At 66.1% G+C, this 24,705-nt stretch carries 25 protein-coding genes; 14 read left to right on the forward strand and 11 right to left on the reverse strand.

The features are described from left to right. Positions 1–44: 44 nt before the first annotated feature. Positions 45–296 (forward strand): type B 50S ribosomal protein L31, encoded by a 252-nt coding sequence (locus ASC63_RS13365; RefSeq protein WP_055814265.1) that lies wholly within the window; start codon positions 45–47, stop codon positions 294–296. A gap of 64 nt (positions 297–360) precedes the next feature. Here ASC63_RS13365 and ASC63_RS13370 read toward each other — a convergent pair whose 3' ends face one another. After that, a complete protein-coding gene (locus ASC63_RS13370) occupies positions 361–1,047 on the reverse strand; it encodes a 3'-5' exonuclease (protein ID WP_055814268.1) in 687 nt (228 codons plus the stop codon). A gap of 64 nt (positions 1,048–1,111) precedes the next feature. Continuing rightward, positions 1,112–2,818 (reverse strand): maltose alpha-D-glucosyltransferase, encoded by a 1,707-nt coding sequence (treS, locus tag ASC63_RS13375; RefSeq protein ID WP_055814270.1) that lies wholly within the window; start codon positions 2,816–2,818, stop codon positions 1,112–1,114. A gap of 106 nt (positions 2,819–2,924) precedes the next feature. On the opposite strand from treS, the gene ASC63_RS13380 reads away from it, so the two are divergent. Both ASC63_RS13380 and ASC63_RS13385 read left to right on the forward strand, forming a co-directional pair. Then, positions 2,925–3,866, forward strand: a complete 942-nt coding sequence (locus ASC63_RS13380) for an alpha/beta fold hydrolase (RefSeq protein ID WP_055814273.1) — start codon at positions 2,925–2,927, stop codon at positions 3,864–3,866. Beyond that, positions 3,863–4,957, forward strand: coding sequence for a glycosyltransferase family 4 protein (locus ASC63_RS13385; protein WP_055814276.1), 1,095 nt, complete (start codon positions 3,863–3,865; stop codon positions 4,955–4,957). Before ASC63_RS13380 ends, ASC63_RS13385 begins: the two co-directional genes overlap by 4 nt. Before the next feature lie 28 nt (positions 4,958–4,985). Here ASC63_RS13385 and ASC63_RS13390 read toward each other — a convergent pair whose 3' ends face one another. Both ASC63_RS13390 and ASC63_RS13395 read right to left on the reverse strand, forming a co-directional pair. Further along, complete coding sequence (locus tag ASC63_RS13390; protein ID WP_055814279.1) at positions 4,986–5,585, reverse strand: histidine phosphatase family protein; 600 nt, start codon at positions 5,583–5,585, stop codon at positions 4,986–4,988. 31 nt (positions 5,586–5,616) lie between these two features. Next, complete coding sequence (locus ASC63_RS13395; protein ID WP_055814282.1) at positions 5,617–6,474, reverse strand: Sir2 family NAD-dependent protein deacetylase; 858 nt, start codon at positions 6,472–6,474, stop codon at positions 5,617–5,619. Between the two features lie 119 nt (positions 6,475–6,593). On the opposite strand from ASC63_RS13395, the gene ASC63_RS13400 reads away from it, so the two are divergent. Both ASC63_RS13400 and ASC63_RS13405 read left to right on the forward strand, forming a co-directional pair. Further along, positions 6,594–7,430, forward strand: coding sequence for a TrmH family RNA methyltransferase (locus ASC63_RS13400; RefSeq protein ID WP_082487820.1), 837 nt, complete (start codon positions 6,594–6,596; stop codon positions 7,428–7,430). Positions 7,431–7,485: 55 nt separating this feature from the next. Next, the gene (locus tag ASC63_RS13405) at positions 7,486–8,730 is read left to right on the forward strand and encodes a D-alanyl-D-alanine carboxypeptidase family protein (protein WP_235492247.1); all 1,245 of its coding nucleotides are present in this window, start codon (positions 7,486–7,488) and stop codon (positions 8,728–8,730) included. A 52-nt stretch (positions 8,731–8,782) separates the two neighbouring features. Here the strand turns inward: ASC63_RS13405 and ASC63_RS13410 are convergent, their stop codons facing one another. Beyond that, the gene (locus tag ASC63_RS13410) at positions 8,783–9,586 is read right to left on the reverse strand and encodes an SGNH/GDSL hydrolase family protein (RefSeq protein WP_055814285.1); all 804 of its coding nucleotides are present in this window, start codon (positions 9,584–9,586) and stop codon (positions 8,783–8,785) included. A gap of 94 nt (positions 9,587–9,680) precedes the next feature. Here ASC63_RS13410 and ASC63_RS13415 point away from each other — a divergent pair, with 94 nt between their 5' ends. Both ASC63_RS13415 and ASC63_RS13420 read left to right on the forward strand, forming a co-directional pair. Continuing rightward, positions 9,681–11,522 carry a DEAD/DEAH box helicase gene (locus tag ASC63_RS13415; RefSeq protein ID WP_055814288.1) on the forward strand — a complete coding sequence of 614 codons (1,842 nt, stop codon included), beginning with the start codon at positions 9,681–9,683 and terminating at the stop codon, positions 11,520–11,522. A gap of 74 nt (positions 11,523–11,596) precedes the next feature. Beyond that, positions 11,597–12,334, forward strand: coding sequence for a VIT1/CCC1 transporter family protein (locus tag ASC63_RS13420; RefSeq protein WP_055814291.1), 738 nt, complete (start codon positions 11,597–11,599; stop codon positions 12,332–12,334). A gap of 57 nt (positions 12,335–12,391) precedes the next feature. Here the strand turns inward: ASC63_RS13420 and ASC63_RS13425 are convergent, their stop codons facing one another. From ASC63_RS13425 to ASC63_RS13435, 3 genes are all read right to left on the reverse strand, one after another. Continuing rightward, a complete protein-coding gene (locus ASC63_RS13425; protein WP_055814294.1) occupies positions 12,392–13,870 on the reverse strand; it encodes an HNH endonuclease signature motif containing protein in 1,479 nt (492 codons plus the stop codon). 200 nt (positions 13,871–14,070) lie between these two features. After that, positions 14,071–14,274: a transcription antiterminator/RNA stability regulator CspE gene (gene cspE, locus ASC63_RS13430; RefSeq protein WP_055814297.1), complete on the reverse strand. Its 204-nt coding sequence runs from the start codon at positions 14,272–14,274 to the stop codon at positions 14,071–14,073. 196 nt (positions 14,275–14,470) lie between these two features. Beyond that, positions 14,471–15,310 (reverse strand): DUF3097 domain-containing protein, encoded by an 840-nt coding sequence (locus ASC63_RS13435; protein ID WP_235492249.1) that lies wholly within the window; start codon positions 15,308–15,310, stop codon positions 14,471–14,473. Between the two features lie 133 nt (positions 15,311–15,443). On the opposite strand from ASC63_RS13435, the gene ASC63_RS13440 reads away from it, so the two are divergent. After that, entirely contained in the window at positions 15,444–16,211 is a 768-nt protein-coding gene (locus tag ASC63_RS13440) for a glucose 1-dehydrogenase (RefSeq protein WP_055814302.1), read from the forward strand. Between the two features lie 282 nt (positions 16,212–16,493). Here ASC63_RS13440 and ASC63_RS13445 read toward each other — a convergent pair whose 3' ends face one another. Further along, on the reverse strand, positions 16,494–16,880 hold the full coding sequence (locus tag ASC63_RS13445; protein ID WP_055814304.1) for an RNA-binding S4 domain-containing protein: 387 nt from the start codon (positions 16,878–16,880) through the stop codon (positions 16,494–16,496). Between the two features lie 57 nt (positions 16,881–16,937). Here ASC63_RS13445 and ASC63_RS13450 point away from each other — a divergent pair, with 57 nt between their 5' ends. After that, entirely contained in the window at positions 16,938–18,329 is a 1,392-nt protein-coding gene (locus ASC63_RS13450; RefSeq protein WP_055814307.1) for a dihydrolipoyl dehydrogenase family protein, read from the forward strand. Between the two features lie 19 nt (positions 18,330–18,348). On the opposite strand, the gene ASC63_RS13455 is transcribed toward ASC63_RS13450, so the two are convergent. After that, positions 18,349–19,881: a MinD/ParA family ATP-binding protein gene (locus ASC63_RS13455; protein ID WP_055814310.1), complete on the reverse strand. Its 1,533-nt coding sequence runs from the start codon at positions 19,879–19,881 to the stop codon at positions 18,349–18,351. Positions 19,882–20,033: 152 nt separating this feature from the next. Here ASC63_RS13455 and ASC63_RS13460 point away from each other — a divergent pair, with 152 nt between their 5' ends. The 4 genes from ASC63_RS13460 (at position 20,034) to ASC63_RS16825 (ending at position 22,824) form a co-directional block, all read left to right on the forward strand. Further along, positions 20,034–20,870 carry a ZIP family metal transporter gene (locus ASC63_RS13460; RefSeq protein WP_055814313.1) on the forward strand — a complete coding sequence of 279 codons (837 nt, stop codon included), beginning with the start codon at positions 20,034–20,036 and terminating at the stop codon, positions 20,868–20,870. Between the two features lie 47 nt (positions 20,871–20,917). Beyond that, positions 20,918–21,280 (forward strand): hypothetical protein, encoded by a 363-nt coding sequence (locus tag ASC63_RS13465; protein WP_055814316.1) that lies wholly within the window; start codon positions 20,918–20,920, stop codon positions 21,278–21,280. A gap of 114 nt (positions 21,281–21,394) precedes the next feature. Beyond that, positions 21,395–21,754: a VOC family protein gene (locus ASC63_RS13470; RefSeq protein WP_055815563.1), complete on the forward strand. Its 360-nt coding sequence runs from the start codon at positions 21,395–21,397 to the stop codon at positions 21,752–21,754. Positions 21,755–21,795: 41 nt separating this feature from the next. Then, on the forward strand, positions 21,796–22,824 hold the full coding sequence (locus ASC63_RS16825; protein WP_162242900.1) for a mycothiol transferase: 1,029 nt from the start codon (positions 21,796–21,798) through the stop codon (positions 22,822–22,824). Between the two features lie 52 nt (positions 22,825–22,876). Here ASC63_RS16825 and ASC63_RS13480 read toward each other — a convergent pair whose 3' ends face one another. Next, complete coding sequence (locus ASC63_RS13480; RefSeq protein ID WP_055814320.1) at positions 22,877–23,512, reverse strand: VTT domain-containing protein; 636 nt, start codon at positions 23,510–23,512, stop codon at positions 22,877–22,879. A gap of 279 nt (positions 23,513–23,791) precedes the next feature. Between ASC63_RS13480 and ASC63_RS13485 the strand changes: the two genes are divergently transcribed. After that, a complete protein-coding gene (locus ASC63_RS13485; protein WP_055814324.1) occupies positions 23,792–24,703 on the forward strand; it encodes a glycine betaine ABC transporter substrate-binding protein in 912 nt (303 codons plus the stop codon). Positions 24,704–24,705: the final 2 nt, after the last annotated feature.

The raw sequence follows: 24,705 nt of genomic DNA on the forward strand, positions 1-24,705 counted from the left end.
ACACAGCGAAGAATGAACACACACGACGCAACAAGGAAGTCCTGATGAAGTCTGACATTCACCCCGTATACGCTCCGGTGGTTTTCCGCGACCTGGCCTCGGGCGCGACGTTCCTCACCCGTTCCACGGTGTCGAGCGACAAGACCATCGAGTGGGAAGACGGCACCACCTACCCCGTCATCGACGTGGAGATCTCTTCCGCCTCGCACCCGTTCTACACGGGCAAGCAGCGCATCATGGACTCGGCCGGTCGCGTCGAGAAGTTCAACCAGCGCTTCAAGGGCTTCGGCAAGTAGCAGCTCGCATCCACGAAGGGCGACCGACTTATGTCGGTCGCCCTTCGTGTATGTTTCGGAGTCGTCAGCGCACCGGCCACGCTCCCGATGTCGTGAAGTCCGGGTCTTTCATGCGGCGCATGTACGACTGGAAGTCGGCGGCCTGTTCGCTGCACCAGCCCACCTGGAGTGCGTGCAGCTCACCCGCCTCGATGTCGAGCACGGCCGGGTATGCACGCGCGAGAGCCTGCGCGACGCGACCGGCCGCGATGGCATCCGCCCCCGCATCGTGCGCCCCGGTGAGGCTGACGCCGTAGAACTCGCTCGTGACCTCGAGGGTGCGCTTACCCTTGCGGTACTTGTCGACGGCCTTGTCGATGACGAGCGGGTCGACGACCGGGGACGGGTCGATGAGCGGCGCGATGCCGTGCCGCTGGGCCTCCCGGTTCAGCAGGGTGAGGTCATACGCTGCGTTGTATGCCACGACCGGAATGTCGCGCTCGAGCAGCGTACGAATGGCGGCGACGATCTCCGCCACGCCCTCGGCGGCAGTGCGGCCCTCGGAGCGCGCCCGCTGCGTCGTGATGCCGTGCACGGCGGTGGCCTGCGCCGGAATCTCCACGCCGGGATCGAGCAGCCAGTCGAGACGCGAGAGCACGGCGCCGTCTGCGCCTATCACGCCGACGTGGGCGGAGACGATGCGCGCGCTCTCCACGTCGATTCCCGTCGTCTCGAGATCGAAAACACCGAGTTCATCCTGCCAATTGCTCATGCGGCAAGCCTAGGGGGAGCCGCCGACAGCGCGTGCGATGACGCGCCTCCTCACGCTGCAGGCCTCAGGAACTGGGGGAGATGTGCAGCCAATAGAAGCTCTGCGTGCCGAGCGTCAGCGTGAACCGCCCATCGTCGGCGATAGACGGGAACTGGCCACCGCCGAACAGGTCGAAGAGACTCGAGCCGGCGAATTCGGGGGCGTCGAAGGTGACCGAGATGGGGTTGTGCGCGAAGCTGAACACGCACAGCACATGCTCGGGCTGATCCCCGAACTGGCTGCCGCTGCCCTCATAGGAGCGCACGAACGCCAGCACGGACTCATGATCACTTGAGAGCACCTGGATCGAGCCGAGTCCGAAGACCGGGTGAGCCTTGCGCACGTAGATCACATTGCGAATCCAGTGCAGCAGCGAGCGCGACTGCGCCAGTTGCGACTCCACATTCACCTGGTTGAAGTGATAGACCAGCGACTGCACGACGGGCAGGTAGAGCTTGCCGGGATCGGCACTGGAGAATCCTGCGTTGCGGTCCGGTGTCCACTGCATAGGCGTGCGCGACGAGTCACGATCGGGCAGCCAGATGTTGTCACCCATGCCTATCTCGTCACCGTAGTACAGGAACGGGCTGCCCGGCAGCGAGAAGAGCAGCGCGTGGGCGAGCTCCATCTCGGCGCGGGAGTTGTCGAGCAGGGGGGCGAGACGGCGCCGGATTCCGATGTTGGCACGCATCCGCGGGTCGTAGGCGTACCAGCCGTACATGGCCTGTCGGTATTCCTCGCTGACCATCTCGAGGGTCAGTTCATCGTGGTTGCGCAAAAACACGCCCCAGCCGGCGCCGTGCGGAATGTCCGTGGTCTCGGAGAGCACCCGCACGAGTTCGCCGGCCTGCTGCGAGCGCAGCGAATAGAAAATGCGGGGCATCACGGGAAAGTCGAATGCCATGTGGCACTCGGGCTCTTCCTCGCTGCCGAAGAATGCCGCGACCTCACGCGGCCACTGGTTGGCCTCGGCGATCATCACCCGGCCGGGGTAGTCCTTGTCGACCATGGCGCGCAGAGTCTTGATGAATTCGTGCGTGGGGGGCTCACCCTCGCCGTTGCCCTCGTCGGACTCGTACAGGTACGGAATCGCATCCAGTCGAAAGCCGTCTACGCCCATGTCGAGCCAGAACCGCACGATCTCGAACACCGCCTCGTGCACGGCGGGGTTCTCAAAGTTCAGATCGGGCTGGTGCGAGAAGAAGCGGTGAAAGAAGAACTGCCGGCGTTCCGAATCGAAGGCCCAGTTCGAGTCCTCCGTGTCGGTGAAGATGATGCGGATGTCGGGCCACTTCTCATCCGTGTCGCTCCACACATAGAAATCACCGTATGGACCATCCGGATCCTGACGGGACTGCTGAAACCACTCGTGCTGGTCACTGGTGTGGTTGAGCGGAAGATCGATGATCACGCGCATGTTGCGCTCGTGCGCCTTCGTGACCAGGTCTTTGAATTCGTCGATGGTGCCGAATTCGGGCAGGATCGCGCGGTAGTCGGCAACGTCATAGCCACCGTCGCGCAACGGCGAGGTGAAGAACGGGGGTAGCCAGAGCGCGTCGATGCCGAGCCACTGCAGATAGTCGAGCTTGGAGACCAGGCCCTGCAGATCGCCGGAACCGTCGCCGTTCGAGTCGACGAACGAGCGCACCATCACCTCGTAGAAGACGGCGCGCCTGTACCAATGCGGATCGAGGGTGAGCCCGGGCAGCTGGATGGGTGCGGTGAAACTCACAAATCTCCTCCCGGCCCGCGGGCCGTCGAACTTGGCTGGCCGTCACGGACATGGTTGCAGTGCTTCAAGTCTAGGCGGCACGCGCGGAATGCCTAGACTTGAGCCGATGATCGTTTCCTCGCCGTACGCCGCCGCACTCGACCGCATTCCGGTGCGGGAGTTCAGCCACGACATCCTGGGCTCTCAGACGCACTACTGGCAGTACGGCGATGCGTCCGCTGCCACGACCATCGTCATGGTGCACGGCTTTCGCGGCGACCACCACGGGCTCGAGCCGGTCGTCGCGGCTCTCGGCGACGCCCCAGGCACCCCTCGGTTGCGGATGATCTCTCCCGATCTTCCCGGGTTCGGCGCGTCCGAGCCGCTGGTCGGCATTCGTCACGATATCGAGGGCTACGGGCGCTGGCTGCGCGCATTCGTGGCGAGGCTCGAGATAGGCGGCAGGCTCGTCATCCTCGGGCATTCCTTCGGCTCGATAGTGGTCTCTGCCGCACTGGCGGAGCAGAGCATTGCGGCCGACGATACGGCGCTGCGGCCCGAGCGCGTTGTGCTGGTGAACCCGATAGCGGCGCCGGCGCTGCAGGGGCCGCGCGGCATCCTCACCCGCCTTGCCGTGTTCTACTACTGGCTCGGTGCACGGCTGCCCGAACGCCTCGGCTTCGCCGTGCTGCGCAACAAACTCGTGGTGCGCATCATGAGCGTGGCGATGGCCAAGACGCGCGACAAGGCGCTTCGCCGGTGGATTCACAACCAGCACGACCGCTACTTCAGTGCGTTCTCGGATCGTGACGTGGTGCTCGAGGCGTTTCAGGCATCCGTCAGCAACGATGTGAGCGAGTTCGCGGCGCGCATCGGGCAGAAGACCCTGCTCATTGCCGCCGAGAAAGACGACATCACGCCGGTGGCCGCACAGGAGAAGCTGCTGACGCTGTTCCCGGATGCGACGCTGCACGTGATTGCCGCCGTCGGCCATCTGATCCACTACGAGGTTCCTGCCGAGGCTGCCAGGCTCATCGCCGCGTTCCTCGCGGAGGGGGAACCTGCGTGAGAATCGTCTTCGACGCCCGCTACACCCGCATCGGCAGGCACGACGGCATCAGCCGGTACACGGCCGGGCTGCTCACGGAGCTCGGCAGGCTGCATCCGGTCACCATGCTCGTCAGCGATCATCGGCAGTTGGAGATGCTGCCGGATCTGCCCTGGCAACTCGTCTCGTCGCCCACCAGCGCCCGGGAGCCGCTCGTGGCGCACCAGGTGAACAAGCTACGCCCCGACGTCGTCTTCACTCCCATGCAGACCATGGGATCGTGGGGCCGCAACTATCGGCTCGTGCTCACGGTGCACGACCTCATCTACTACCGCAATCGCACGCCACCGCGTGATCTGCCTGCCCCGATCCGACTGCTCTGGCGCCTTTACCACCTCTCCTGGTGGCCGCAACGCATGCTGCTCAACCGGGCGGATGCCGTCGTGACGGTGTCGCAGACCACCCGCGATCTCATCGCGCGGCACAAGCTCACCCGCCGGCCGGTGCACGTGGTCACCAACGCGGCCGATGCCGTCGCCGCGATTCCGGCGGATGCAGAGCCACGCACGGAGCCGGCCCGCCGCAGCCTGGTCTACATGGGCTCGTTCATGCCGTACAAGAACGTGGACACGCTCGTGAGGGCGGCGGCGCTGCTGCCCGGCTATGAACTGCACCTCATGAGCAGGGCCGGCGAGAAGGAGCAGGCGCGGCTGCAGTCACTGGCTCCGGATGCCCGCCTCGTCTTTCACGAGGGAGCCAGCGACGAGGAGTACGCGCAGACGCTGCGCGAGGCGACCGCGCTGGTCACGCTCTCGCACGACGAGGGCTTCGGCATCCCACTCGTGGAGTCGATGAGTCTCGGTACCCCTGTGATCGTCAGCGACATTCCCATCTTCCGCGAGATCGGGGGAGAGGCGGCACTGTACGTCAGGACCGACGACGCCGAAGCGCTGGCCGCCGCCGTCACGTCCCTCGAAGAACCCGGTGCATGGGCCGCGCGCTCGACCGCCTCGGTGCGCGAGGCGGCGCGCTTCACCTGGGAGGCATCCGCGCGGCATCTGCTCACGGTGCTCACGGCGACAGCCGCCCGCACGAAGCGCCGCCTGCGCTGAGTGGAGCCGGCGCTGAGTGGTGCCGGCGCTACTGCACCGCCGAGGTGAGCAGGTCGCGATCGTCGGGGGACTGGTTGAAGCGGTCGAGCTGAAGGCGCCCGTCGCGGTAGACGAACTCGTGCACGGAGCCGTTCGCTATCAACTGGCCCGGCCCGGGCAGGGCGTGATCGGTGACGTGGCGCACGAGCGAGCTGATCACGCCGCCGTGGCTGACGACGATGAGTGAGCGACCGGGGTTCGCCTGGGCCAGCCGCTCCAGCGCGGGCAGTGCCCGGCTCACGACCTCGGCCCGCGATTCCTGCCCCGGAATCTCGACGCCCTCGGGAAAGCGGGAGAGGATCTCCTCGCTCGTCAGTCCTTCCGCCTCGCCATACGCGCGCTCGGTGACCCCTGCAATCGGCCCGGGTTCGCCCAGTCCTGTCGCCGCCGCTATCACGCGCGCGGTCTCCATGGCCCGGCCGAGCGGACTCGCGTATGCGGCATCCCAGGCTCGCCCGGCAAGCAACGCGCCCGTCGCACGGGCCTGCTCGCGACCCGTGTCGTTCAGCGGAATGTCACTGGACCCCTGAATGCGCTTCTGCAGGTTCCAGTCGGTCTGTCCGTGGCGTACGAGGGCGAGCCTGGTCACACGCGTCCTTCCGTCTGGACGCACACGCACCTTATGCGCGGAGTCGCGCGGCGAGCGCACGAAGCGTCGGGGATGTTCCGGCATCCAGCTTAACCGTCGCCCGCGCATCCGCCCGCGTCGCGCCCCTGTTCACGATGACGATCGGCAGCTTGCGGCGCCGGGCCTGCTCCACCAGCCGGATGCCCGAGTTGACCACGAGCGACGATCCGGCGATGAGCATGGCGTCGGATGCGCGCACCAGCGCCGTCGCCTCCCGAAACTTCTGCTGGGGAATGAACTCGCCGAAGAAGACCACATCCGGCTTCAGCCGTCCGCCGCACACCGTGCACACGGGCAGCACGAAACGCGAGGCGTCCTCGATCTCGGCGTCGCCGTCGGGGGCGATGGTGACGGCATCCGGTCGCTGCAGCCACGGGTTCGCGCCCTCGATGGTCACAGAAATGTCTTCGCGGGCGTAGACCTGCCCACAGTCGAGGCATTGCACGCGATCCATGGAACCGTGCAGGTCGACGATGCGCCCCGAGCCGGCACGGGAGTGCAGACCGTCGACATTCTGGGTGGCGATACCCGTGACGAAGCCCTCCCGCTCGAGCTCGGCGAGTACGAGGTGACCGGCGTTGGGTTCCGCGGCACGAAAACGCCGCCAGCCGAGGTGGCTGCCGGCCCAGTACCGCTTCTGAAACTCGACATCGCCCAGAAACTGCTGAATGGTCATGGGCGTGCGCTTCGGCGCGCCCTCGCCGCGGTAGTCCGGAATGCCCGAGTCGGTGCTGACTCCGGCGCCGGTGAGCACGACAACCCGACGGGCGCGCAGGGCGTCGGCCGCGGCGTCGAGCTCACGCTCGAGCGCGGCCGTGGCCACATCAATCTCTGGCGCAACCGGTGCCATCTGCCCGCCTTCTCGCGAATCGTGCGTCGAGGCGCGCGCTGCGCCGTCGTTCCTTGAGTGTAAACACCGCAGTTTTCCGAATTGTTTCCGATTACTGGCAATGTTGAGCCGTGCAGATCATCAGAATCACCTCGCTCGATGACGACACCGTTGCTGACGGCTCCGGCACCGGTCGCGGCATCGCCGATTACTCCCGGCTGACGGATGTCGCGCTGCGCCGTGTCACCGAGCCGGCTGGCGGGCTCTACATCGCGGAATCCACCAAGGTGATCTCGCGCGCCCTGGCCGCGGGTCACCGGCCACGCTCGGTGCTGCTGCAGGAGCAGTGGCTCGGCGATGTGGAACGGATGCTCGCCGGGGTGCCGGATACCGCACAGTTGCCGGTCTATGTCGGCGATGCCGCGCTGCTCGAACAGCTCACCGGCTACAACCTGCACCGCGGCGCACTCGCCGCCATGCATCGCCCGGCGCTGCCGACCGTACCCGAGTTACTGACCGGCGCCCGTCGCGTGGTGGTGCTGGAGGACATCGTGGATCACACCAATGTGGGAGCCATCTTCCGCGCCGTCGCCGGGCTCGGTGCGGATGCCGTGCTCGTGAGCCCGCGCTGTGCCGATCCGCTCTATCGCCGCAGCGTTCGAGTGAGCATGGGCACGGTGCTGCAGGTGCCATGGACCCGCTTGCCCGAATGGTCTGAGGCGAAGCCCATGCTCGCCGAGGCCGGCTTTCATATCGCGGCCCTGGCGCTGGCAGACGATGCCGTCGATCTCGACGCCTTCGCGGCCCATGCGCCCGAACGTCTGGCCATTGCGTTCGGTGCCGAGGGCGACGGCCTCAGCCGGCACGCCCTGGCCGCCGCAGACACGATCGTGAGAATTCCCATGCTGCACGGCGTCGATTCGCTCAACGTAGCCTCGGCGAGCGCGGTGGCACTCTGGGCGCTCCGGGCGCGCTGACGGCAGGCCGGGGGTGCTCAGCGTTCGCACTGATCCGGCCACCTAGGATGGCGAGGTGCAGGATCTCACCCGGGCGATGAGGCGTCGTCGTCTCTATCGCCGCCGCCGCATCGTGGTCTTCTCGGGCCTCGCGATCTTCCTGCTTCTGGCCGCATACGTGCTGGGCACGCAGGTGGCGTCGGCACCGACATCCACGCTCTCGCTCGTCAAACAGACGACGCTCACCCAGCCCGCCGCGCAACTGGCCTGGCCGGCGCAGGGCTCCGCCGCCGTCAGCGCCGTGGGCTATCGGGGCACACTCGCCGTCAACGGCAGCAATGCCAGCGTTCCCATCGCCAGCATCACCAAGACCATCACCGCGCTCGTGGTGCTCGACGCCAAACCCCTGAAGACCGCGAAGGATGCCGGACCGAAGATCACCTTCACCGATGCCGACGTGAAGATCTTCGACGAGGTGGTGGCGATGGGCGGATCCTGGGCCACCGTGAAGGCGGGCAGCACCATGACGGAGCGGCAGGCGCTGGAGGCGATGCTGTTGCCCTCGGCCAACAACTACGCCATCTCCCTGGCCATCTGGGCGTACGGATCGGTCGACAAATACGTCTCCGCCGCGAATGTGTGGCTCGCCTCGCACAAGCTCACGAGCACCCATGTGGCGGATGCGAGCGGCTACAGCGAGAAGAGCGTCAGCAACCCCACGGACCTGGTGGAGATAGCCAAGCTGGTGATGGCGAACCCTGCGCTGCCCTCCATCGTGGCGACGAAGAAGGCGACCCTGCCCGGTGCGGGCGACGAGACGAACAGGAACTCCCTGCTCGGCACCCTCGGCGTGGACGGCATCAAGACCGGCAACACGAGCTTTGCCGGTTACTGCCTCATGTTCTCCTCGACGCTCACGCTCTCCACCCACACGGTGCACATCGTCGGCGTGGTGATAGGGCAGCGCTCGGGCAGCGATCTCTTTGCGGCATCGAAGGCGCTCGTGAAGAGCATCCGCGCAGGATTCCACGAGGTGCAGCTCACCCGGGCGGGGCAGACATTCGGCAGCTACACGACCCGCTGGGGCACGAAAGTGCCGCTCGTGGCCAGAAAGAACACGTCCATGCTGGTGTGGTCGAACACGCCGGTCGGGGTGAAGCTCAGCGCGCAGCCCGTGCGGGCGGCAGGTGCCGGCGACGCGGTCGGTGCGGCCGTCTTCTCCATGGGCTCGACGACGGTGAAACAGCCGCTGACGCTCCAGCACGATCTCGCCGGTCCCGATATGTGGTGGCGGCTGACGCATCCGAGCGAGCTGGGTTAGTCGGACTGGGTTAGTCAGCCTGAGTTAGTCGGCCTGAGTTAGTCGGCCTGAGTTAGTCGGCCTGGGGTTCTTCCGCGCTCATCACGCGGTACGGCCCTGCCTCGGGCCGCTTCGCGCTCACGTGATCGCCGGATGACTGATGCCGAACCCGGCGCAGAACCCACGGCACCAGGTATTCCCTGGCCCACGAGATGTCGTTGACACGCGCCTGTCGCCAGTTCGTCACCGGCAACGGCTCGGGCACGAGCGGTTGCAGGTCGTTCTCGACGTTGAGCGCGTCGAGCACCATGCGCGCCACCGTGTGATGGCCGAGCGAGTTCATGTGCAGCCGATCGGGGGCGAACATGCGCATGTCCTGCACCTCGGTGAGCGCCCACTGGTCGGCCACGATGCAGTCGTAGCGCTTGGCGATGCGGCGCAGGTTCTCGTTGTAGATCGCCACCTTGCCCCGAATGCCGCGGAACACGGGGGAGAAGCCCACGTCGACACCCGTGAAGATCACTATCGTTGCACCCTCGACGCTGAGCCGGGCGATGGCGGTGTCGAAAAGTGCGGCTATCGCATCCGGATCGGTGCCGGGGCGGATCACGTCGTTGCCGCCGGCCGAAAGAGTGATGAGGTCGGGGTGCAGCGCGAGGGCAGGCTCGATCTGGTCGTCCACGATCTGCCTGATGAGTTTGCCGCGCACGGCGAGGTTCGCGTACGCGAAATCGTCCGTCTGCTCGGCCAGCACCTCGGCCACCCGATCGGCCCAGCCGCGGTTGCCGCCCGGGCTGCGTGGCTCCGGGTCGCCGATTCCCTCCGTGAACGAGTCGCCGAGCGCAACGTAACGAGTCCAGGGATGCTGCATGACCATTGCTCCATTCTGCCCCGTACGGGCCTGCGTGGGCACCGGCGGCACATCCACCGCACCGGCGGCACCCGAGGGTCGGCGGGTGCCGGTACATTGGATGCACGTGGATACCTCGCCTTCGACCAGTCAGCCCGAGCGGCTCGGCGCACCGGTCGGTACCTTCGCGGCGGAGCATCTTTCCCCGGCCTTCCCGGCCCGGGCACCGTGGGGAACGGCCAGCAAACTGCGGGCGTGGCAGGCCGAGGCGCTCGACGCGTACTTCGTGCACCAGCCCCGCGACTTTCTCGCCGCCGCCACGCCGGGCGCGGGAAAGACCACATTCGCGCTGAGGCTCGCGACAGAACTGCTGGCCCGCCGGGTGGTCGAACGCGTCACCGTCGTGGCGCCCACCGAGCACCTCAAACGGCAGTGGGCGGATGCGGCGGAGCGCGTCGGCATCCACATCGACCCCGGCTTCAAGAACAGCGATCAGCGCTACGGCCGGCACTATCGCGGTATCGCGGTCACCTACGCACAGGTCGCCACCCGGGCGAGCCTGCACAAGGAGATCACCGAGTCGTATCGCACCCTCGTCATTCTCGATGAGGTGCACCACGGTGGCGACGCGCTGAGCTGGGGCGACGGCATCCGCGAGGCGTTCGAGGGCGCCACGCGACGGCTGTCGCTGACGGGAACGCCGTTCCGTTCCGACACCTCGCCGATTCCGTTCGTGAGCTACCTGCCCGACAAGGAGGGCATCCGCACCTCGCTCACCGACTACAACTACGGATACGGGCGCGCGCTCGAAGACGGCGTCGTGCGCCCGGTGATGTTCATGGTCTACGCCGGCCATATGCGCTGGCGCACGAGCGCGGGCGACGAGATGGAGGCCCGGCTCGGCGAGGGCAACACCAAAGACATCACCGCCCAGGCGTGGCGCACGGCGCTGGACCCGAAGGGCGAATGGATTCCGGCGGTGCTGCAGGCCGCCAATCGGCGCCTCAGCGAGGTGCGGCAGTCAATTCCGGATGCCGGCGGCCTGATCATCGCAACCGACCGTTACGCTGCCCGCGCCTATGCCGCCATTCTGACGCAGCTCACGGGGGAGCGGGTCACCGTGGTGCTCTCCGACGAGAAGGAGGCGAGCGATCGCATCGAGGCCTTCTCGACCGACGGCTCGCGTTGGATGGTGGCGGTGCGCATGGTGTCCGAGGGTGTGGACGTGCCGCGGCTGGCTGTCGGTGTCTATGCCACGAGCGCCTCTACGCCACTGTTTTTTGCGCAGGCCATCGGTCGTTTCGTGCGCGCACGGCGCCGCGGCGAGACGGCATCCATCTTTCTGCCGAACGTGCCTGCACTGATGGCGCTGGCCAACCAGATGGAACTCGAGCGTGACCACGCGCTCGATCGTGTGCGGCACGACGAAGAGGGGCTGTACAACCCCGAAGACGCCATGATGGCCGAGGCGAACCGTGACGAGAAGGCGTCGGAGCGGCTGCAGTCGGAGTTCGCCTTCGAGGCGCTCGGTTCGCAGGCCACTTTTGATCGCGTGGTCTTCGACGGCACCGAATTCGGCGGATACGCGGAACCCGGCAGCGACGAGGAACTCGACTTCATCGGCATTCCGGGCCTGCTCGAGCCGGACCAGGTGCACGAGCTGCTCAAGCAGCGGCACGCCAGGCAGGCTCGCAGAACCGCATCACGACCCAGGGGGAGCGCGACGGATGGCGGCGCCGGCGACACGGCAGCGCATCCGCCCGCACCGCTGTATCGCACGCTCAAGGAGCAGCGCAGCCTGCTCAACGCCCTCGTGGGCCTCTACGCGAAGAACACGAGCGAGCCGCACGGGCTGATCCACGCGGAGCTCCGTCGCGTCTGCGGCGGTCCTGCCGTGCCCCAGGCCAGCGTGACGCAGCTTCAGTCGCGCATCGATACGCTGCGCAAGCGCCTCGGCCAGTAGCGCACTGCGCCAGGGTGCAGCACGGTGCACCCTGCCAATGTGCGCCGTGCGGCCTCACATGCTTCACTTGTGCAATGGCAACCGCAGACGACGCTCTACAACCGGGCGCACATCCGGATGAGCCCCACCGGGAGGGGCTGGCGCAGCGCCTCAACTGGCTGCGCGCCGGCGTGCTCGGGGCCAACGATGGCATCGTCTCCGTTGCCGCGATAGTCGTGGGTGTCGCCGCGGCGACCCCAGAGTTGCCGCCCATTCTCACCGCCGGTGTCGCGGGGCTTGTCGGCGGCGCCGTCTCCATGGCTCTGGGCGAGTACGTCTCAGTGAGCAGCCAGCGCGACAGTGAACATGCGCTCATCGCCAAGGAGCGCCGCGAGCTGGCCGAGATGCCCGACGAGGAGCTGGAGGAGCTCGCCGGGCTCTACGAGGCGAAGGGCCTTTCGCCCGAAACCGCACGGCAAGTCGCCGTCGAACTGACGGCACACGATGCCCTCGGCGCGCACCTCTCGGCCGAGCTCAACATCGACCAGCACGACGTCGTGAGTCCGTGGCATGCGGCACTGGCCTCTGCCCTCGCATTCGTGCTCGGCGCCATTCTGCCGATGCTCGCGATTCTGTTGCCTCCGGCAGGCTGGCGTTTACCCACCACCTTTGTGGCCGTGCTTATCGCCTTGGCCATCACCGGCACCATCGCCGCCCGCATCGGCGGCAGTTCGCGACTGCGGGCGACAGTGCGCGTCGTTGTGGGCGGAGCGCTCGCCCTGGCCGCGACATTCGGCATCGGCGCACTCCTGGGCGCAACCGGCGTCGTCTGAGCGCTGGGGCGTCTGGGCGCTGAGCGGCCTGAGCGCTGAGGATAGCCGCCGCGCGAATCAAGCCGCGCTGCGCCGATCGGGTCTACTCGCCGTGGCAGCACGGTGCGGTGCGGCAATTCGCCACGTTGCGGATCTGTCCAGCCAGGGCGGAGCCTTGATCTCGGGCCTGCCGCGAATCATGCGAATCTGCCAGCCGCTGCAGTCGATCTCGTGATGATGGAACCAGCAGAGCAGCACACCATTCTCAACATCGGTCGCACCACCAGCATGCCAGGCAACCACGTGATGAACTTCCGCCCATTGCACGGGTGCGGTGCACCCGGGAATCACGCAGCCTCCGTCGCGAGCGGCGATGGCGCGGCGTTGCGCGCCGCTGAAGAAGCGTTCCTTGCGGCCCAGGTGGAGCACCTCGCCGTTTTCACCGAACACCACCTTGCGGTAGCCGCCGGCGCAGATCAGCTGTCGCACCGTGCGCATTGAGACCGGGGCGTCGACACCGTCAACCCACCCCACGCCCACCCCATCGGCCAGATCGCGCGCGTTCACGTGCACCATGACTGTCGGGGCCGCCCCGCCCATCGTCGGCGTCTGCGGATGCCGCACCGCCCAGCCGAAGACGCCGCGAAGAATGTCCGCGCGCTTCTCATCGGCGCCGCGCGTGTCGGCATCCGAGGACCGCGGCCCCGCAGCGGCCTCGGTGAGGTCGACGGAACCACCGCTTCCGTCATCTGCGTGAGAGCGCGTTTCCTGCTCGCCGGGAAAGGACGGCACCGAGCGGGCAGACAGATACGTGTCGAAGATGCCGTTCATGATGCCTCGCAACTCCGGCGTCACGCCTCCACGCAGCGGATAGACACCGTCTTTCAGGCGGCCGAATCCGAAGGTGCTGCGCGGGTGCATGACGATGCTCTCGGGCGCTGCGCCGTCCGGGTCGATGCGCGCCTGCCACAGTTGCGCCTGTGTGCGTACAAGGTCTGCCGCGAACCGGATGCCCGCCCCGGGCAGCTCGGCCGCCTCGTCGATCACCGTGCCGGTCGCCGCGACAACGAGCGCGCGTTCGGCCGCCGTAAACCCGTCGGGATCACAGCGATGCCGGATGGGTACCAGGCCTGCGACGATGTTCTCCGCAGAGTCCATTCCGAGGTCACCCTGAAGAAAACTCTCGGCATCGAGAGGCAACGGAAGCGGTGCGGCACCGAGCAGGTCGCTGCCCTGAATGAGCACGGTACCAAGACGGATGCGTCGAGCTGCTTCCCTGACCGAAATTGCGGTGACGCGGGTAATGACGTCGGAGGCCGTTCGGCATCCGAATTTCACACACAGCGCCTCGCGGCCCAGTCCCGGTCGAGAGCGGTCGGTGACATTCGCGGCCAGACGGACACGCGAGGCATCGACCAGACGCCCGACCTCTTCGGCCGCCCCGAGTAGTTCTACAGACTGCTCATCGCTGAGGTCGTCGAGGTTAACGTCGCCGAACACACTCGCAAGCAGGCCCAACAGCGTGTCGAGCGCCGGGGGATACGTGAGCGTGTGCATGCCTCAATTCTCCCAACATTCGAATCTATATTCGACTGTTTGGGAAAATCTGTGGATAGGTCGCCAGCATCCCGACCTGTGCAGGAGAAGATGACGCCGCGCATCGGCTTCGCAAACGGTTCGACAGCCCGCTGTGTCACAAACCCTTAAACGCACGCAGGCCCCGTCGAAATCGACGGGGCCTGCCTGGTAATGAACGCTTAGAGCGCGCGGATGTTCTCCGCCTGCGGGCCCTTCGGGCCCTGCGTCACCTCGAACTCAACCTTCTGGTTCTCGTCGAGGGACTTGTAGCCGCTGCTCGCGATCGCCGAGTAGTGGGCGAAAACGTCCGCGCTACCGTCGTCGGGGGCGATGAAGCCGAAGCCCTTTTCCGCGTTGAACCATTTGACTGTACCTGTTGCCATGTGCAAACTCCTCCAGGAGCGTATTAGTGACCCCGAATGCCGAGGCCTCGGCCGTGGTGTTGTTAGCCCGCTCCTGAAAGGATCGCCACACCCCGATATTTTCGAGACGCAACCGTTCCATACGTGCGAAACACAACGACTTCCCAGCAAGCCTAGCCAATATCGACGAATTCGCCACCATCTCGGCCCAAGATTGTCATCCAGCCGTTACAAAGTCGATGAGCTGCTCAACCCGGCCGAGCAGTTCGGGCTCCAGATCCGCATAGGAACGCACGGTGCCCAGAATGCGTTTCCAGGCCCGTGCAATGTCGGCCTGGTCGGCGTGCGGCCAGCCGAGTGCCTCGCAGATTCCGTGCTTCCACTCGATGCTACGGGGCACGGTCGGCCACTGGCTCAGTCCCAGGCGCGACGGCTTGACCGACTGCCAGACATCGACATACGGATGCCCCACTATCAGCACGCTGCCCCGATACGGTCCGCGCAGCGCCTGCTCGGCGATGCGGCTCTCCTTCGATCCCGCCACGAGATGGTCGACGAGAACCCCCACGCGACGCCCGGGACCGGGAGAGAAGTCGGCGAGCGCGGCATCCAGGTGATCGACACCCTCGAGATATTCGACAACGACGCCCTCGATACGCAGGTCATCGCCCCAGACCCGCTCCACCAGTTCGGCATCGTGCCGGCCCTCCACGAAGATGCGAGAAGCGCGGGCGACGCGCGCCCGCGCATCCGCCACCGCGAACGAACCTGACGCGGTGCGTGCCGTGCCGGTCGGCTTCGTGCGCCCTGGCGCCACGAGCACAACGGCTTCGCCGTCGATGAGAAAGCCACCGCCGAGCGGGAACACGCGCGTCTTGCCGTGCCGATCCTCGAGCTCAACCGTTTGGTTCTCGACGCGCACGACGGCGCCGCAGTATCCGGATGCCGCCTCCTCCACCACCAAATCGCGCACCGCCTCGTGCGTGGGCACCTCGCGCTTGCCGGCCGCGCGCCAGTCGCCGGCGAGCACGTCAGGTCCATAGTTGTCGAAGGTCACCCTGTCGACGCTAATCGACCACCCGTCACTTGGGGCCTTCGGCACGCTGGGCCCGCGCGCCCCGCTTCGGCGTATCCTGCGGGTGCACGCCCCGGCTGCACAATCGAGAGCGCACCAACGAAAGGATGAGCAGATGTTGCTGAGCGGAAAGACCATGATCGTCACGGGTGGGAACAGCGGCATCGGCGAGGCCGTCGTGCTTGCCGCCGCAGCGGAAGGGGCGAATGTCGTCATCGACTACGTCGCAAACCCCGACGAGACAGACACGATCATCTCCCGGGTCGAGGCCGCGGGTGGGCACGCGGTGGGGATCAAGGCCGATGTGAGCAAGACCGATGACCTGCGAGCCATGATCGACACCGCCGTGCAGAACTTCGGGCAGCTCGACGTCATCGTCAACAATGCCGGCATCGAGACCCGCACCTCGATTCTCGAGACGACGGAAGACGATTACGACCGCGTGCTCGATGTCAACCTGAAGAGCGCGTTCTTCGGCACGCAGCTGGCCGCACAACGGTTCATCGAACAGGGCACGGGCGGGCTCGTCATCAATATCTCCTCCGTGCACGAAGACTGGCCCATGCCCGGCAATGTGGCGTACTGCGTCTCGAAGGGCGGCACCCGCATGCTCACGCGTACGGCCGGCGTCGAGCTTGGCCCGCATGGCGTACGCGTCGTCAACGTCGCCCCAGGCGCCGTGGCGACGCCCATCAACACGGAGACCCTCAACGACCCGGAGAAGCTGAAGGAACTCAACGATTCGATTCCGCTCGGCCGCGTGGCGGAGGCGTCGGAGATCGCCGACGTCGTCGTGTTCCTGGCCTCGGGCAAAGCCGGCTACATGACCGCGACGACGGTTGTCGTCGACGGGGGAATCATGCAGGGCAGCGTCGGCCTCTAGCCGAACCCGTCGCGCTGATGCGGCCCCATAAATTCGCCCGGCGCACCGACCCGAGTCGGCGTACGATGGCCCTGAGGGAGCGGGAGCCTCGGTCTGAAGCACGGGAGCGTTGGGTTTTTCAGGAGAACGCACCGATATGCGCATCCGGACGTCCGCTCGGTGAGGGCGGGGCGATAACCGGCCGCCTCGCCCTCGACCGCGCGACGCACGGCCGTCTTCAGCCGTGTCCTGCGACGCGGAGCTCGCGCCGTCCCGGTGCAGCGTTACTCAGTGCAGCGACACTCAGTCGAGTTCGCGCCCGCGTAACCGTTCGATGTCGCGCCGTTCGCGCTTGGTCGGCCTGCCCGCACCACGATCGCGCCGCGGCGCCAGAGCCATCTCCTCGCGCGGTGGGGGAGGAGGCGTCTTGTCTATGAGGCATTCCGCAGCGACGGATGCCCCCACCCGCTTGACCACGACACGCGACACCTCGACGATGCGCTCCATGCCGGCAATCCGAACGCGCACCTCGTCGCCGATGCGCACGGGCTGGGCCGCCTTCACCCGCTCGCCGTTGACGCGCACATGCCCGCCTCGGCAGGCCGCGGTGGCAGCCGAGCGCGTCTTGAAGAGCCGCACCGCCCAGCTCCAGCTGTCGACGCGCGCCGTCGCCGTCGCATCCGTGGTCATTCATCGACTCTAAAGGTTGAGGGGGAGAATACGGATGAGAGAGACCTGGAGGGCGTCATGGAAGCTATAGAAGAGTTTGATCTGGTCGTCGTGGGCGGAGGCAAGGGCGGCAAGTCCCTGGCCATGGATCGGGCGAAGGCCGGAGCGCGCGTGGCCATGGTGGAGCGCGGCATGATTGGCGGCAGTTGCATCAATGTCGCGTGCATTCCGACAAAGACGCTCGTGACGAGTGCGCGGGCGGTAGGCACCATTGCGCGAGCAGCCAAGCTCGGCATCCGCGTCGACGGCTCTCATGTCGATCTCGATCTGCTGCGCGCTCATAAAGAGGGCGTGGTCGGCGACATGGTCAAAATGAACTACGACCTCTTCATCGCCAGCGGCATGGACTTCATTCTGGGATCCGCCCGCTTCACGGCGCCACGCACGATCGAGGTCACAACGGATGCCGGGCGCACCCGGCTGCTGCGCGGCACCGAGGTGGTCATCAACACGGGCACCCGGCCGATCGTGCCGGCCATCGAGGGAATCGACACGGTGGGCGTGATGACGAGCGAGGATGTCTTGCGCCTGGAGAGCATCCCGGGGCGTGTCGCCGTCATAGGCGGGGGATACATCGGCGCGGAGCTCGCCCAGATGCTGCACCGTTTCGGCAGCGAGCTGACCATGTTGGTGCGTGGCGAACGGCTCCTGGCCCGCGAGGAGCCGGAGATCTCGCAGGCCCTGGCCGAGGTGTTCACCGCCGAGGGCATCGACGTGCGCTTCGGCGCAGAAGCCACCCAGGTCGCCCGCCAAGACGACGGCGCCATCGAGATCACGCTGGGTGACACCTCTCGACTCACCGTCGATGCGCTCGTGGTCGCCACCGGGCGCGAGCCTGTGACAGAAGGGCTGCACCTGCACGAGGCCGGGGTCGAGACCAATGCCGCCGGCTTCGTCATTGTCGACGAAAAACTGGCCACGACGGCGGCGCACACCTGGGCTGCGGGCGACGTGGCGGGGCATCCGCAGTTCACTCACGTCTCCTTCGACGACTTTCGCATTCTCAAAGCCAACATCACCGGCGGCGACCGCAGCACCAGCGGCCGCCTGATCCCGTCCGTGGTCTTCGTCGAACCCGAGATCGCCACGATCGGGCTCACCGAGGCGGATGCGCGCGCCGCCGGCATCGACGTCGTTGTCGCCGCCCAGCCGGTGATCGCCGTGCCGCGCTCACGCACACTGCGCCAGACGAAGGGGCTCTGGAAGATCGTGATAGATCGCGCGAGCGACCGCATCGTGGGTGCGTCGCTCATGGGAGCGGAGTCGGGCGAGGTGCTCGCCGTGATCCAGGTGGCAATGCTCGCCGGCGCACCGTTCACGCTGCTGCGCGACGCGATACTCGCGCATCCGACCATGGCCGAGGGCCTCAACACTGCCTTCGCGGGCGTGACGGCCTCCTCCGCCCCGTGACCCGGACGCGAGGCCGCCGCTAGAGTCCTTCGGCCACGGCGGCCGCCGCCCGGAGCCAGGCTCGTCGAGTGGGGGCAGCGAGGTCGTCATAGCGCAGCTTTCCGCCGTGCATGCTGCGGTCAAACGGTACGGAAACCGCAACGCGGGCCAGCGCTCCAAAACCGTCGGCAACGCCTCGTGCCGCCGACAGGCTGCTCGACTTCTCCGACTGGGAGACGATCACCACCGCGCCGGCCGCGAGCTTCGCCGAGTGCTCGTCCCGCTGGGCCAGCGCCTCCAGCAGGAGCGCCCCGGCCTCCGCGTGCTCGCCCAACGCGGTCGTGGCGATGACGAGCTGGTCGGTGTGGTCGATCATCCGCAGCCAGCGCTCGGCCGATTCGTCATTACCGCTGTCGATGAATACCAGGCGAAAGTACTTGCTGACGACGGCATGCAGGCGATCGAAGTCCTCCGTCGTGATGCGTTGTTCGGTGGCGAGCATCGTGGGGTTGGAACGCAGCACGTCGTATTTGTCGCCGGTCTGATGGTGCACGAACTGGGAAAGATCCGCGACCCGTGCTCCCGGCGACAGCAGCGCTTCGGCACCCGGAAGCAACGACTGCACGGTCGCCGTGTGCGGTCCCTGCTCGGTGCGCCAGCCGAGGGTGCCCCGGGTCTCGTTGTTGTCCCAGGCGAGCACGCCTGACCCACCGTTGCGGGCGAACACCGCGGAAAGCATGGCCGTTGTCGGTGTCTTGTTGGCGCCGCCCTTACCGTTGACCACGGCAATCGTGCGTGGGCCCGGCCAATGCTGGCTGACCGCATGGATGTCGGCCCGCTCCGCCGATTCGCTGGCCGATGGGGGAATTCGGATTCCCGTCCTGGAGATCAGCCCACGCCATCCCGTGCTCGCTGGTTTCGGGCGTGTCTCCTCGTTGAGAAAAGACGCTCGGGCGTTCCTTCGCGTCGGCAGTTCGTCCGTGCCAGCAGGCACGGCATCTGTGGCCGGGGCCGCTGTCGCAGGATCGGATACTGCCGGATCGGATGCCGCAGTATCGGACGCCGCAGTATCGGATGCCGGTGCATTCGCGAGATCGTCAAGGCCGAGCTCGTTCAGGCCGAGCGGAGCACTGCCTGCAGCCGAGGGACTGGCAGCCGCCGAATGCGGCTGGAGGTCGAGTGGCAGTTCGATTCGCGTCGTGGAAGTGGAGAGGAGATCGGCAAAGGGAACCGGGTCGGGCTGGGCCGGAGCCTGGGGCTGCGTCTCCGATTCCAGCAATGCCACACCAGCCGGCTCCGAAACGGATTTGAGGAGCGGCTCACCGCCGGACTCGACATTGCCGCCCGGATGCACGACCAGCGGCCAGCTGCCCTGATCGTCATCCGTGGTCAATCGCACGGGGCGGCCCGCCGCGTCGGCCATGGCCGTCACGCGGCTCAGGATTTCTTCGCTCACCTGGGCGCTGTCATCGGCACGGATCGTGTCGGTCTCGCCGTTCACCGTCAGTTCACCCGTTCCGTCCGATCGAATCACGGCTGTGACCAGCGGAATGATGGGAAGGTCTTGCGTCATCTGGTGCCTCATTTCTACCCTTCTTGGAGGGTACCTGCCGCGCCTCCACGGCGCCCGGGTGACGTCGGCGACGGTACCGTTAGCGGCAGGTGCGCTTGATCGCTTAAGGTAGGTTCGCCTTACCAAGATCAACAGAAAGCCGCCGACCGCGAATGAACGCAGTGCAGATAGCCGTGCTCGGCGTGATCGCCGGAATCACCATCTTTCTGGGATTACCGATCGGTCGTCTTAAAAGGCCCTCGTTCACACTGCGTTCGATCCTCAACGCAATCACGGTCGGTGTTCTGATATTTCTTCTGTGGGATGTTCTCACCCACGCGGTCGAACCCGTCGAGGCAGCATTGACCGCCGCCGCGCTCGACCGCACCCGGTCCTGGTGGCCCTTCATTGGGCTGCTCACGGTGTTCTTCGTCGCTGTCGCGATCGGACTGGTCGGTCTGGTGTTCTATGACCGGTGGCTTGCCCACTCGATCGCTGCGCGGGGGATCTCACCACGCGAGAGCCGTCGGGAGGGCGTTCTGCGCCTGGGGAGGCCGACGAGCAGGCTGGCGTTCCTGATCGCCGTGGGCATCGGCCTGCACAACTTCTCTGAGGGCCTGGCCATAGGGCAGTCAGCGGCGGCGGGACAGATCAGCCTTGCCCTCGTTCTCGTGATCGGATTCGGTTTGCACAATGCCACAGAGGGCTTTGGCATCACCGCGCCTCTCGCGGGCGACGGCGAGCGCCCCAGCTGGGCTCAGCTCGCCATTCTGGGCATCATCGGCGGCGGACCCACCCTCATCGGCACCCTGCTCGGAACGATATTCGTCAACGAGGTCGTCTCGATCCTGTTCCTCGCCCTCGCCGCCGGATCGATACTGTATGTGGTCGTACAGCTTCTGGGCGTTGCCATCAAATTCGCGCGCCCCTTCTCGCTCTACGGAGGCCTGCTCATCGGGCTCTTCGCTGGCTTCGCCACCGACTTCATCGTGACCGCCGCCGGAGTGTAACTCGCGGATGGGCCGGTCGTGCAGGCAGGGCCTATCGTTGAGGCGAGATGGTTACCAGACGAGAAGCCGCGCTGCGGCTGGACATTCCGCTTGAGATGGCGACGCGCCACGACCTCCCGTCCCGCATGAGCGAGGCCGAGTTTGCTCGAATCGAGAGCAATCCGCCCGGATGGCTCCTGCAGTCCCGCGCGAACCGTACGGGCAAGAAGCCCGTGTGGGTGCAGCTCACGTGCGATGTCTGCGGCTTCACCGAGGCCGCGCGCCCGAAGAAATGGTGGCCGGCCTTCAGCTATCTCAGCTGCGACCATCACGGCTACGACGAACTCCCGGATCCGGCGCCGGGCTTGAGCCGCCGCGAGGTCGACGGCATCGGCAGCCGTTTCGTCGGCATCGTCGATGAAACGCACTGACCGCACTGGCGGCGCCGTCCATTCATCTGCCGAGACCTTGGCGGTAGTGGGGTCATGCTGCGACGCCCCGGCACGCACTGGCAGGCGGCGGTGCGCGGTGGTAGCTTGCCCAACATGGCTGTTGCAGCGTTCCCCAGTGTCGTACTCGACTGCCCCGACGCGAGCGCCCTCGCCACCTTCTACAGTGCAGTGCTCGGGTGGACGGTCTCCGTCAACGAGGGCTGGGCGGACATCCGGCCAGACGACGGAAACAACTGCATCTCGTTCCAACAGGTCGAGAATTACCGCGCACCCGAGTGGCCCGGGCAGAGTCTGCCGCAGCAGATGCACCTGGACCTTATGGTGCGCGATCTCGACGCGGCCGAGGCTGCGGTGCTGGAGTTGGGGGCGAGAAAATCCGAGGTACAGCCCGGCACGACATTCCGGGTGTTTCTCGACCCGGCAGGTCATCCGTTCTGCCTTTGCGCCGAGTGACCTGCGGCGGCTCCGTCGGCCACCACCGTTAGGCTGTGCCAATGGCGGATGCGAAGACGATCCTGAAACAGTACCTGCAGCGCGAGCGTGACGCGCTGCTGTGGAAGCTCGACGGACTGGGCGAGCGTGACGCTCGGTGGCCGATGACAGCCACAGGCACCAACATACTCGGGGTGATCAAGCACGTCGCGAGCGTGGAGGCGGGCTATTTCGGTGAGGTGTTCGGCCGGCCGTTCGCCGAGCCGCTGCCCTGGCTCGACGACGAGGCGGAAGATAACGCGGACATGTGGGCGACGACCGAGCAGAACATCGCCTGGGTGAGCGACTTCTATCGCCGGGTCTGGCTGCATTCCGACGCCACCATCGATGCCCTCGACCTCGAGGCTGCCGGCGTCGTTGCCTGGTGGCCGACCGAACGACGTGAGGTCACCCTGCAGCAGATTCTGGTGCACATGATCGACGAGACCGCCCGCCATGCCGGGCATGTGGACATTCTGCGGGAGCTGATCGACGGCCGCGTCGGAAAGCGCGCCGACGACGGCAATCTGCCCGGCGGCGATGCGAGCTGGTGGGCGAACTACGTCGAGCGACTGGAGCAGACGGCGACAGCATCCGAAGAGCAGCGCGTGGTCAGTGCCACCCGCACGATCGACGCGCCGATCGACGTGATCTTCGAGCTCATCGCCGACCCCTCGCAACAGCCGCGCTGGGACGGCAATGACAACCTGGCGCGGGCGGATGCGGGCCAGCGCGTGCAGCAGGTCGGCAACGTTTTCAGCATGGTGCTCACCGGTGACCGCGGCGCCGTGCGCGAGAATCACGTCGTCGAGTTCGAGGAGGGGCGACGGATCGCGTGGATGCCTGCCGAGCCCGGCGGCCAGCCCATCGGCCACCTGTGGCGGTGGGAGCTGCGAGCCGAGGGCGATACTCGCACGGTGGTGACGCACAGCTACGACTGGACGAAACTTGATGATCAGAAGCGTTTCGTTCGGGCACGCGCGACGACCGCAGAACGGCTGATGGCCTCGATCGACCGTCTCGCCACCGTGGCGAGCGGCGGGTCTGCGTAAGAGTCGGCAAGGGTCTCGTACTGGTCGTGGCGGGCGTGGTCGCTATGCACGCTTATGGCGTGCGCGAGCTGCGTCGGTTGCGCAGCAGGCTTATCGCGATCGGCAGCACCGAAACCACCACGATCGCCACCGCGATGAGATCGACGTTGTTCGCGACGAACGGGATCTTGCCGAGCCACATCCCGGCGAACGTGCACACGAGCACCCAGCTCACTCCTCCGACAACGTTCCACAGGACGAAGCGACGATATGGCAGGTGCGACATGCCGACGACCGCAGGCACGAAGGTGCGCACGATGGGCACGAAACGGGCCAACACCAGCGCCTTGGAACCGTACTTCGTGAAAAAGTCGTCGGACCGTTCGAGGTAGCGCGTTTTGAATACGCGAGCATCCGGCTTGAAGATGCGTCGACCGTATCGGTGCCCGAGCAGATAGCCCACCTGATCCCCGGCAACCGCGGCCACGGCCGCGACGAGCACCAGCAAAGGAATCGGCAATGCCAGAGGAACGCTGAGCAGGGCAGCAGTGAACAACAGACTGTCGCCGGGAAGGAACGGGAAGAGCAGACCGGACTCGATGAAAACGAATGCCGCAATGACCACAAGCACGTATGGCCCTGCACCGTTGAGTAGTGCCGAAGGATCCAGCAGGCCTCCACTGAGATGCAGCAGGGAATGCAGGATCATGCGGCGGCGTCCTTTGCGTGGGAGGAAGGGAATGCCCGAAGCATTGCACGGGCTGTCATCACCAATGTCTAATTCACAGGGCTGGGAGCCGGCATAGTCCGAGCGCGCAGGCGAACACACTCGTGAGCTCTCGACCCGTCAGCCGCGCCGTCACGCGTCGGCATCCTGCGACGTTCACCGTGCCTTCTCGAACTCACAGATTGCACCGTTGACGCGACTCCGCGCCAACGGCACCATCGGGCGCCCACGCACAGCACTGGGCCAACTGAAAGGAACACCATGACCAAGCGACCTCTCAAGGTAGCTGCCGTTATCGCTGCATCGCTGATAGCTCTCTCGGGCTGTTCTGCCACGGCGTCATCCGGCTCTGACGGCCCCGCCAATGGCGACAAGAAAGACCTCAACATGGTCGTCATCCAGGGGTGGGCCGAGAATGTGGCCGCGGCCAACGTGTGGAAGATCGTGCTCGAGAAGAAGGGCTACGACGTCACGTTCAAGACCGCAGCCGTCGGCCCCACCTACGCGGGCATGGCCGATGGCGATCTGGATCTGAACTTCGACGCATGGCTGCCGTATGGGCAGAAGGAGTTTTGGGACAAGTACGGCAAAGATCTCATCAACCTCGGCCCCTGGTATAAGGACGCCCCGCTGACGATTGCCGTCAACAAGGATGCCCCCATCGATTCCCTCGAGGAACTCGCGGCGAACGCCGATCTGTTCGATAACAAGATCATCGGCATCGAGGCGGGCACAGGGGAGATGGGACGCGTGGAAAATCACGTCGTGCCCGACTATGGGCTGAAGAACATGGAGATTGTCACATCCTCTTCTCCCGCGATGCTTGCCCAGCTCAAGAAGGCGATGAAGGAGCACAAGAACATCGCGGTGACACTGTGGCGACCGCACTGGGCGTACTCCGCGTACCCGATCAAGGACCTCAAGGATCCGCACGGGAGCATGGGCAAGGCGAACGAGATCGACACCGTCGTGCGCAAGGGATTCGACACGGATTACCCAACGCTGACGAAATGGCTGAAGAAATTCTCATTCAATCCTGAGCTGCTCGCCGACCTCGAGAACGAGCTGTTCAATGTGGGCGGCGGGGCCGACGAGAAGGACTACCCGGCCATCACCGCGAAATGGCTGGCGAAGCACAAAGACTTCGAGAAGTCCCTCACCGCAGCCAGCTAAGT

Origin of the sequence: Leifsonia sp. Root112D2 (assembly GCF_001424905.1) — a bacterium.
Classification (GTDB): domain Bacteria; phylum Actinomycetota; class Actinomycetes; order Actinomycetales; family Microbacteriaceae; genus Root112D2.

Excerpts from the sequence above, each read along its gene's own strand:
- ASC63_RS13410 (WP_055814285.1), bottom strand. The coding sequence starts at position 9,586 with ATGGTCATGCAGCATCCCTGGACTCGTTACGTTGCGCTCGGCGACTCG.
- ASC63_RS13445 (WP_055814304.1), bottom strand. The coding sequence starts at position 16,880 with ATGACCACGGATGCGACGGCGACGGCGCGCGTCGACAGCTGGAGCTGG.
- ASC63_RS13450 (WP_055814307.1), top strand. The coding sequence starts at position 16,938 with ATGGAAGCTATAGAAGAGTTTGATCTGGTCGTCGTGGGCGGAGGCAAG.
- ASC63_RS13420 (WP_055814291.1), top strand. The coding sequence starts at position 11,597 with ATGGCAACCGCAGACGACGCTCTACAACCGGGCGCACATCCGGATGAG.
- cspE (WP_055814297.1), bottom strand. The coding sequence starts at position 14,274 with ATGGCAACAGGTACAGTCAAATGGTTCAACGCGGAAAAGGGCTTCGGC.
- ASC63_RS13465 (WP_055814316.1), top strand. The coding sequence starts at position 20,918 with ATGGTTACCAGACGAGAAGCCGCGCTGCGGCTGGACATTCCGCTTGAG.
- ASC63_RS13370 (WP_055814268.1), bottom strand. The coding sequence starts at position 1,047 with ATGAGCAATTGGCAGGATGAACTCGGTGTTTTCGATCTCGAGACGACG.
- ASC63_RS13480 (WP_055814320.1), bottom strand. The coding sequence starts at position 23,512 with ATGATCCTGCATTCCCTGCTGCATCTCAGTGGAGGCCTGCTGGATCCT.
- ASC63_RS13365 (WP_055814265.1), top strand. The coding sequence starts at position 45 with ATGAAGTCTGACATTCACCCCGTATACGCTCCGGTGGTTTTCCGCGAC.
- ASC63_RS13460 (WP_055814313.1), top strand. The coding sequence starts at position 20,034 with ATGAACGCAGTGCAGATAGCCGTGCTCGGCGTGATCGCCGGAATCACC.
- ASC63_RS13485 (WP_055814324.1), top strand. The coding sequence starts at position 23,792 with ATGACCAAGCGACCTCTCAAGGTAGCTGCCGTTATCGCTGCATCGCTG.
- ASC63_RS13395 (WP_055814282.1), bottom strand. The coding sequence starts at position 6,474 with ATGGCACCGGTTGCGCCAGAGATTGATGTGGCCACGGCCGCGCTCGAG.
- ASC63_RS13380 (WP_055814273.1), top strand. The coding sequence starts at position 2,925 with ATGATCGTTTCCTCGCCGTACGCCGCCGCACTCGACCGCATTCCGGTG.
- ASC63_RS13440 (WP_055814302.1), top strand. The coding sequence starts at position 15,444 with ATGTTGCTGAGCGGAAAGACCATGATCGTCACGGGTGGGAACAGCGGC.
- ASC63_RS13425 (WP_055814294.1), bottom strand. The coding sequence starts at position 13,870 with ATGCACACGCTCACGTATCCCCCGGCGCTCGACACGCTGTTGGGCCTG.
- ASC63_RS16825 (WP_162242900.1), top strand. The coding sequence starts at position 21,796 with ATGGCGGATGCGAAGACGATCCTGAAACAGTACCTGCAGCGCGAGCGT.
- ASC63_RS13415 (WP_055814288.1), top strand. The coding sequence starts at position 9,681 with ATGCACGTGGATACCTCGCCTTCGACCAGTCAGCCCGAGCGGCTCGGC.
- ASC63_RS13470 (WP_055815563.1), top strand. The coding sequence starts at position 21,395 with ATGGCTGTTGCAGCGTTCCCCAGTGTCGTACTCGACTGCCCCGACGCG.
- ASC63_RS13455 (WP_055814310.1), bottom strand. The coding sequence starts at position 19,881 with ATGACGCAAGACCTTCCCATCATTCCGCTGGTCACAGCCGTGATTCGA.